Annotated in this window: 8 protein-coding genes and 2 pseudogenes; 1 reads left to right on the forward strand and 9 read right to left on the reverse strand. The window is 37.8% G+C overall.

Translation table 11 applies throughout. From position 1 onward, the window contains the following. The 6 genes and pseudogenes from KTHG_RS21125 to KTHG_RS06870 all read right to left on the reverse strand — a co-directional run. Positions 1-527 (reverse strand): annotated as a pseudogene (locus KTHG_RS21125) (hypothetical protein); the annotation flags it as partial. A gap of 441 nt (positions 528-968) precedes the next feature. Continuing rightward, positions 969-1,385 carry a Fur family transcriptional regulator gene (locus tag KTHG_RS06850; RefSeq protein ID WP_126990295.1) on the reverse strand — a complete coding sequence of 139 codons (417 nt, stop codon included), beginning with the start codon at positions 1,383-1,385 and terminating at the stop codon, positions 969-971. 15 nt (positions 1,386-1,400) lie between these two features. Further along, entirely contained in the window at positions 1,401-2,243 is an 843-nt protein-coding gene (locus KTHG_RS06855) for a metal ABC transporter permease (protein ID WP_126990296.1), read from the reverse strand. Next, a complete protein-coding gene (locus KTHG_RS06860) occupies positions 2,240-2,989 on the reverse strand; it encodes a metal ABC transporter ATP-binding protein (RefSeq protein ID WP_139992766.1) in 750 nt (249 codons plus the stop codon). The genes KTHG_RS06855 and KTHG_RS06860 overlap by 4 nt, the downstream gene beginning before the upstream one ends. A gap of 144 nt (positions 2,990-3,133) precedes the next feature. Next, the gene (locus KTHG_RS06865; protein WP_139992375.1) at positions 3,134-4,021 is read right to left on the reverse strand and encodes a deoxyribonuclease IV; all 888 of its coding nucleotides are present in this window, start codon (positions 4,019-4,021) and stop codon (positions 3,134-3,136) included. A 110-nt stretch (positions 4,022-4,131) separates the two neighbouring features. Next, positions 4,132-5,436, reverse strand: coding sequence for a DEAD/DEAH box helicase (locus KTHG_RS06870; protein ID WP_139992377.1), 1,305 nt, complete (start codon positions 5,434-5,436; stop codon positions 4,132-4,134). A 207-nt stretch (positions 5,437-5,643) separates the two neighbouring features. Here KTHG_RS06870 and KTHG_RS06875 point away from each other — a divergent pair, with 207 nt between their 5' ends. After that, a complete protein-coding gene (locus KTHG_RS06875; protein WP_139992379.1) occupies positions 5,644-6,612 on the forward strand; it encodes a 4-hydroxy-3-methylbut-2-enyl diphosphate reductase in 969 nt (322 codons plus the stop codon). A 154-nt stretch (positions 6,613-6,766) separates the two neighbouring features. Here KTHG_RS06875 and KTHG_RS06880 read toward each other — a convergent pair whose 3' ends face one another. From KTHG_RS06880 to KTHG_RS06890, 3 genes and pseudogenes are all read right to left on the reverse strand, one after another. Beyond that, positions 6,767-7,888: a Nif3-like dinuclear metal center hexameric protein gene (locus tag KTHG_RS06880; RefSeq protein ID WP_139992381.1), complete on the reverse strand. Its 1,122-nt coding sequence runs from the start codon at positions 7,886-7,888 to the stop codon at positions 6,767-6,769. Then, a complete protein-coding gene (locus KTHG_RS06885; protein WP_126990301.1) occupies positions 7,888-8,583 on the reverse strand; it encodes a tRNA (adenine(22)-N(1))-methyltransferase in 696 nt (231 codons plus the stop codon). The genes KTHG_RS06880 and KTHG_RS06885 overlap by 1 nt, the downstream gene beginning before the upstream one ends. A gap of 141 nt (positions 8,584-8,724) precedes the next feature. After that, positions 8,725-9,017, reverse strand: a pseudogene (locus KTHG_RS06890) (hypothetical protein); the annotation flags it as partial.

Raw genomic sequence — 9,017 nt, forward strand, 5'->3', positions numbered from 1 at the left:
TTATCTTGCAATAAACCGTACGCTGTATAACGATCATCTGTTGTGCCACCGTATATCGTATTTAATACTAAATAGTCATTCACTGCTTTTACACGGTCAAATTGACTTTTGTTATTCTTTTTAATCGTATTCGCAATCGTTTTTAATGTCGCATCTGCTTGCTGTTTTTTCGCTTTTGTTGTGAAATAATCAATATTTAATTTAAAATCGGCTGATACAGGTTTCCCTCCCACAGACTTTAATGAAGAGCTCGTTGAAACGCTTTGTAAGATGCCTAAAATTTCATCATTTCCATTACCAACAGCCATTGAAATTGGGGTGATATTACGATAAATCGATTCCACATCTGCACCAGTGTAAGTTATTTCTAATAAACTATCCGCATTTTCCATTGCCTGCTCAATTGCTTTTTCCAAATCTTGCTTATTATCAATATTAACATTGACGGCTGAAGCACTCGTAGCTAGTGAGCCACACGCCAACATGCATGTTGCTGTTAAACTAACGAGCCATTTCGATTTCGTCATACGTATCGTCTCCTTTAGTATTTAATGAAACTATTATCATATAAAATATACATTTTAAACGTCTTTTGAATCATTATATACATTTATTATGTATCAAAAGAGCAATTAATGTCAATTTAACGTATTAGAACTTTAACCTCATTTCTCTCTTTTTTTGAACATGTACTTTATCATGTTTTTTTAATTTATAGAATCTTTTTACCCATTAAAATGTTTCTCAATCTATTCTTTATAACGATTTTATTTTCTCTGTAACTATTTTAGAGAAAAGGCCTTTCCACATAAAAAAGAGACTGGGGCAAAACACGTCATGTACCTTTTTAATGTTCGCAACAAAAAACCGGAAACGCGCTAAAGCGCGATTCCGGTTTTCGATATACTCCGATGAGTGGTTGTTTTTACACATAGTCCAAGCTTCTAATATACTTAACTCTTTATTTTTTACGCCTTTTGACAGGCTGGACACTTACCGTAAATTTCAAATTTATGACCTTCAATTTCATAACCTGGCAATTGCTCTTGTAAGAAATCCATTGGGCATAAATGAATTTCGCGAATGCTACCACATTCCATACAGATAAAATGATGGTGATGATGCTCCGTTTCACAATGCATACGGAAATGTTTCTCACCCGATAGCTCCGTTTCCTCTAAAATCCCTAAGGACACGAATGTCGATAAGTTTCGATAGATTGTATCATAGCTCATCCCAGGATAATCTTTCTTCATTACATCAAGCAAATCACGTGCTGTTAAATATTTCTCGCTATCTGCAAACATCTCTAAAATTTGTTCACGCTTATCTGTTTTTTTAAATCCTTGCTCTTTTAATACTTCCCATGCTTTTGATACATTCATACTCTACTACTCCTTTCAGACACTTCGTTTTGTTGCGATTTTCTTCACAAGCATTGCCATTAATAAAATAATAATCGATGTAATAACAATCGTTCCACCTGGTGCTAAATTTAAATAAAATGCTGTCACAAGACCGACTAATACCGCTGTTTCACCAAAGATAATGGCATAGATAATCGTTTGCTTAAAGCTTTTCGCTAAACGAATTGCTGCCGCAACAGGTAATGTAATCAGTGAGGATACGAGTAAAATGCCGACAATGCGCATACTTGCTGCAATGACAAGCGCTGTAATGACCATAAATAACATATGAATGGCTTTTGTGCGTAAGCCGCTTGCCCGTGCATACTCTGCATCAAATGATGACACAAACAATTCTTTATAAAATAGTGAAATAAAGGCAATTACAACAATTGCAATAACGATGACTATCCATAAATCTTGACGACTTACAGCAGATACGGAGCCAAATAAATAACTAAACAAATCGGTACTAAAGCCTTGTGCTAACGAAATAAAAATCGCACTCAAGCCAAGTCCTGCAGACATAATAATTGGAATCGCTAATTCTTCAAAATGCTTATAAACGCCACGTAGTTTTTCAATTAATAGAGACCCTCCTACAGCAGAGGCAATCCCTAAGTAAAGTGGATTTAATGTTGCGAACCCAACAAAGGTTTGTGATAAATATAAACTTCCTGCGATTCCCGCTAGTGTAACATGGCTTAGCGCATCGGCAATTAAGGACAAGCGCCGTACGACAATAAAGACGCCTAATAGCGGTGCTAAGACACCAATCACCATACCAGATAAAAAGGCATTTTGTAAAAAATCATATTGAAATATTGAGGAAATCATACACGTTCCTCCTGTTCAATTGAATAACTGTACCATGCACTGATTTGTTCTTTCGTCAGCGCCTCATAGCCTTCTTTTGAGCCATAGTAATGGATTTTACCATTAAGACAAGCCACATCCGTGACCGCGCTCTCTACAACGCTCATATCATGCGTGACAAGCAGAAGCGTCATACCCTCTTTATTTAATTTCTCCATTAACTGATAAAAGATAGCGACATTTTCTTGGTCGACACCTACTGTTGGCTCATCTAAAATAAGCATTTTAGGCTTCGCGATAAGTGCTCTTGCAATAAAGACACGTTGCTGTTGCCCACCTGATAGCCCACCGATATTGCGATTTAAATACGGTAGCATATCTACTGCTTGTAAGGCCTCTCTTATCAGATCTTGTTGATTCGTTGCTTTACGTTTAAATAAGCCCAATTTTTTCGTTAAGCCACTTGCGACTACTTCTTTCACGGTCGCAGGGAATCCCCCATTGAAGGCATTCGCTTTTTGAGACACGTAACCGATCCACTCACGCTTTTTAAATTTCGATGCTTCTTCACCAAATAGATGAATCGCACCTGTTGTTGGCTTTAATAAACCTAAAATAATTTTTAAAAGAGTTGATTTCCCCGAGCCATTGGGGCCTAATAATGCGACGAAATCTCCCTCATTAATTGTTAAAGACAAGTGACTAAGCACTTTTGTATAGTCATATTGAAATGATATATTTTGCAACTCGATCAGGGGCTGCTTTATCATACACTTCTCTTCTTTCTAATTCAGAATCGTTACGATTTACAAATATTTAGTATAGCGAAAAAAGATTCTATTGTAAAGTAAAAATTCTTGTCTTTCATTGTTCATTAAAAAAAGCCAGCCATCGCCAGCTTTTTTCGTTTATTATCCGCGTAATGCATCGATTTGTTCTGGCTTAAAGTTGCCTGTGCGTAACATCTCGATTTCATATAAATACGGTGCTTTTGTATTCTTTTTATCTGGTCCTACCCATGGTGTTTCTAAAATTTTCGGTACCGCTTCGAACGCCTCATGATGTACGATACGATGCAGCGCTTCAAAACCAATATGACCAAAGCCAATATTTTCGTGACGGTCCTTATGTGCACCACGTTCGTTTTTACTATCATTAATATGCAGTACTTTAATATTTTTCAAGCCAATATAATGCTCAAACTCAGCTAGTACGCCATCTAGGTCTGCCACAATGTCATAACCCGCATCATGTGTATGACATGTATCAAAACAAACCGATAAACGATGATTATTATGCACACCATCAAAAATTTGTGCTAACTCTTCAAATGTACGACCACATTCTGAACCCTTTCCAGCCATTGTTTCGAGCGCAATTTGCACTGGCGAATCAACCGTTAACACTTCATTTAAGCCCTCGATAATCCGTTTAATACCAACCTCAGCACCCGCTCCAACATGCGCTCCTGGATGTAGGACGATTTGTTTTGCACCTAATGCTTCTGTACGTTCAATTTCTTTTTGTAAAAATTCCACACCTAGCTCAAATACAGCCGGCTTCGTCGTATTACCTAAGTTAATAATATACGGTGCATGCACGACCATTTCCATAATGCCATGCTCTTCCATATGAAGTTGCCCTGGGATAATATTCAATTCTGAAATATCTTTACGACGTGTGTTTTGTGGTGCGCCTGTATAAATCATCATTGCTGATGCTTGATATGATGCCGCCTCTTCACTTGAGCCTAGCAACATTTTTTTACCACTCATTGAAACATGTGAACCAATTAACATGAAAAAATCCTCCAATTCAACAAAAGAAACGCGCTTATAAATGAGCGCGTTTCTTTTCTTTTCTATAATAAAATTATAGCAATTTCCATCGGAACTTCCTATGAATATGCTTATTTCATACGTTGACGACTACGTTTACGACGTTCTTTTTTCTTAATTTTATCCATTTCCCAGCGCATATTACGTTTGTACCCTGGTTTAACTTTTTTCGGTTTACGAACTTTTGATTTTGCGATACGGTCGATTTCGTCTTCTTTACGTTCACGTTTTTCACGTGCATGACGTTCTTTCATATCGATAATTTCACCATTTTTAATATCTTTTGGTTTAAATTCAATACCGAATTTTTCTACTTCTACAATACGATGCTCTTCAGAAGGTTCAAAGATTGTAATCGCTAAACCTTTGTTACCCGCACGCGCTGTACGCCCTACACGGTGAACGAAAAATTCTAAGTCCTGTGGCAGTTCGTAGTTGATTACGTGAGATACACCTGGAATGTCAATACCACGAGCAGCAAGATCTGTTGCTACGATATATTGGAATTCTAAATCACGAACTTGTTTCATCATTTTCTTACGTTCACGAGGTGTTAAATCACCGTGAATACGTCCTGGCTTAATACCATTATGAGAAAGGAAGTTTGCTACGTAATCAGCTTGTTTACGTGTATTAACGAAAATAATCGCTAAATATGGGTTGATTGCTTTTGTGATTTCCAGTAATTTATCATTTTTTGATTTTGAACGAGTTGGAATCAAATAAAATTCTAAGTTTTCAGCAACTGGGCGTTTGTCATTCATTTCAACATGTACTGGTGAAGTCATGTATTTACGTAAGAATGGTTGTAAGCTTTCTGGTACTGTTGCAGAGAATACATACATTTCTAATGTATCTGGCATTTGGCTAGCGAATGTATCGATATCTTCAATGAAACCCATATCGAATGCTAAATCTGCTTCATCGACTACAAGCATATTAGCTGTATGAACAAGCAACGCTTGTACGTTCACTAAATCGCGAATACGTCCTGGAGTCCCTACGACGATTTGAGGTTGCGTTTTTAGTTTATCGATTGAGCGTTGTTTATCTGTACCACCGATGAATAATTTCGTATGGATATCTGTGCCTTCGACAAGTTTAGCTAACTCAATGTGAATTTGCGTAGCAAGCTCACGAGTTGGTGCAGTAATAACTGCTTGGACTTCTTGTTTGTCCTCTACAATACGTTGTACGATAGGAATTAAGAAACTATGTGTTTTCCCTGTACCTGTATGCGCTTGACCAATTGCGCTTTTCCCTTTTAAGATAAGCGGAATGATCTCCTTTTGAATAGGTGTTGGTTCTGTAAAACCTAATTTCGCGATTGCGTCACGCAAAAATGGTTTAAATTGATAATCTGTGTACTTTGACATTTTGTCACTCCTTACTTCATTCCCTCATTGTAACATGCTTTCGTTCGAGAATCCATTTGACTATAATAGCTTTTTGTATGTTTTTCGTCAATAAAATCTTCAAATTGTCAAAACTTTGTATAACGTAAAAACGTCCGTTATAATAGAACCGATGAATGTTTCTTTATTTTTAGATGAAGAAACCACTCGAAAGGAGTTAAATAATTTATGAAAGTCACAAAAATTACCCCACGAGGATATTGCTACGGTGTTGTCGATGCGATGGTCATTGCGCGAAATGCCGCATTAGATAAATCATTACCACGCCCTATTTTTATTTTAGGTATGATTGTACACAACAAACATGTAACAGATGCCTTTGAACAAGATGGCATTATCACATTAGATGGTCCAAATCGTTTAGATATTTTAAATCAAGTCGAGAGTGGTACTGTTATCTTTACAGCACATGGTGTATCACCTGAAGTACGTGAATTAGCACGTAAAAAAGGGTTAGTTTCTATTGACGCAACTTGTCCTGATGTAACGGTTACACATACGTTAATTGAAGAAAAAACAGCAGAGGGATACGATATTATTTATATCGGTAAAAAAGGCCATCCAGAGCCTGAGGGTGCTGTCGGTGTTGCGCCAGACCGCGTCCACCTCGTGCAAACAGTAGCAGATATTGAGGCACTTGAAATCGAGAATGATAAATTACTCGTAACAAACCAAACAACGATGAGTCAGTGGGATGTTATGAGTTTAATGCAAACATTAACATTAAAATTCCCAACAATTGAAGTACATGAAGAAATTTGTCTTGCTACACAAGTTCGTCAAGAGGCGGTTGCTAATCAAGCAGGTGCAACAGATTTATTAATCGTTGTTGGTGACCCACGCAGTAACAACTCAAATCGCTTAACGCAAGTTTCAGAAGAAATCGCTGGTACACCATCTCACCGCATTGCTGATTTATCTGAACTAAAATTAGAATGGCTAGAAGGTGTTGAAAATGTAGCCGTAACAGCAGGTGCTTCTACACCAACACCAATCGTTAAAGAAGTGATTAAATTCTTAGATCAATATGACCCAGAAAACCCAGAAACACACGCCATCGAACGTCATATTACACTGGATAAAATTTTACCAAAAATTAAAGAACCAAAACCTGTTAAACGCATTGAGCCATATTAATGCGATAAACAAAAAAGAGCCTAGGAAAAAACATGTCATTTTCCTTTTTTAGCGTTCGCAACGAAAAACCGGAACCGCGCTACAGCGCGATTCCGGTTTTTCTTATGTTTATAGGAGCGGTTGTTTTCACACGTATGTCAAAACCTCTTTTTTATTAAATAAACTGAAATGGCTCTGTTGATAATTCAGATGACAGAAATGACACTTGTAGCTGTTTCTCAGCACATAATGCCGCCATTTTACTTGCTACACCTTGCTTCATAATGCTCTCTACGTGATGTCCTGGATCCACAACATGTAAGCCCATTGCTTCTGCATCCTGTGCAACGTGGAAATATAAATCCCCCGTTACATAAACGTCCGCACCTGCTCTTTTGGCTGCTTGAATATATTTATTACCGTCACCACCAAGTACCGCCACTTTTGTGACCATATCCTGTAAATCGCCAACCACACGTACAGTTGGTACATGCAAGGATGTTTTTACATGCTCCGCAAAGGCTTGTAATGTCATTGAATTTTTTAATGTCCCAATGCGACCTAAGCCCATTGTTTTCGCCGCTGTTTCAAGTTTTAAAAAATCAAAAGCGACTTCTTCATATGGGTGTGTATTGTACATTGCACGTAATACTTTATTTTTTAAAGAATCCGGTACGACAACTTCTACTTTTACTTCAGGCTCTACATGAAGTTTACCAATACTACCCGCAAAAGGTTCTGCACCTTGTTGTGCCTTATAACGACCTTCACCAGTTGATGTAAAACTGCATGCTTCGTATAAGCCAATGCTCCCTGCACCCGCGCCTGCAAGTGCCTGTCTTAGCGCATCCGCGTGACTTTCTGGCACAAAAATAGCCAGCTTATATAACGTTTCCTCGTAACTAGGCACAAGTACTTCACGCTGTTGAATATCTAAAGCATCTGCTAATAAATCATTGACGCCACCATCAGCAACATCTAAATTCGTATGTGCTGCATAAACAGCAATATCGTGTTTAATAAGTTTTTCAAATAACTGACCTTGTGGTGTATCTGTACGCAGATTAGCGAGCTTACGGAAAATCGGTGGATGATGCGCAATAATTAATTCGCATCCCTTTTCAATTGCTTCATCTACAACTGCTAAATTCACATCAAGCGTCACGAGTACTTTTGTTACTGCTTTGTTTAACGTACCAACAGCCAACCCAATCGGATCACCGTCCATTGCGGCAATTTTTTTAGGAGACCAACTCTCAAAAATTTGAATAATTTGTTGACCATTCGTTTGTTTCACTATGCGAGCACTCCTTCTACCGTTTCAATTTTTGTTAGAAGCTCTTGCTTTTTATTCATAATGGCTGGCGTTTGTTCTGCCTTTTCCATATTTTTTAACACAGTATGCCATTGTGCAATTTCATGTGTCCATTTTTCAACAAATACATCATTGCGCTCGGCCATTAATTTCTCACCAAGTAATAATTCTAGCTCAGAGAGTGGTTTTTTCCCTTTTTCTAACACTAAAATTTCGTAAATTTTTCCATCTTCTTTAATAATCGCTTCATCTACAATCATAAAGTCATGAGCAACAGCCCATTCACGGATGGCAATCGCGTGAATATTTGGTTGTAAAATTAAGCGCGTAACGCCTTCTAGACCTTGTGGATAATGGTCTAAAATAGAAGCGATTAATGGCCCTCCCATACCAGCAATGGTAACTGCTGTTACACCGTCCTCTGGTTGAATAGCTTCAAGACCATTGGCTAAACGCACGGTAATTTGCTCGCTTAGTTGTTCTCGTTGTACTTCATGACAAGCAGATTCATAAGGACCTTTCACTACTTCACCTGCAACAGCTTTCTTAACAATTCCTTGATTCACTAAAAAACAAGGTAGGTATGCATGGTCGGAACCAATATCTGCAACAACCGCATCTTGTGGAACAAAAGCTGCGACTGTTGCTAAACGTTTTGATAATTTCTGGGCATTCATAAAAACTGTGCCCTCCCTTCGATACCATTGTAACGAATTTCATGTTTTTTTCATAGAGAAAGTACTACAGTTCTTTGCACAAAAAAAGACGAAATCCTATCATCTCGATTCGATTTCGCCTTTCATAATTATGTAGCTAGCTTATAGGAAGAAGCCAAAGAGAATAATAACGGCTAATCCTAAATATCCTGAAATGATAAAATAAATTAATTTCATTTTTGTACCAACTAAAAGCCATGCGACACAATTAGCAATTAACACACTATACATCACCCATGTGTCACCCGGTGCAAACATACTCGTAACGCGTACACTGAGCGCAAAAAGTAATAATGCCGCAACTGCAAATGTTACCGTTTTCATTAGCTTTGTCGTCGTTTCTTTAAATGCCATGTAGAGTACAATCCCAATTGCTACCACACTAATGGCAATTG

Source organism: Kurthia sp. Dielmo, from assembly GCF_000307285.2.
Lineage (GTDB): Bacteria > Bacillota > Bacilli > Bacillales_A > Planococcaceae > Kurthia > Kurthia populi.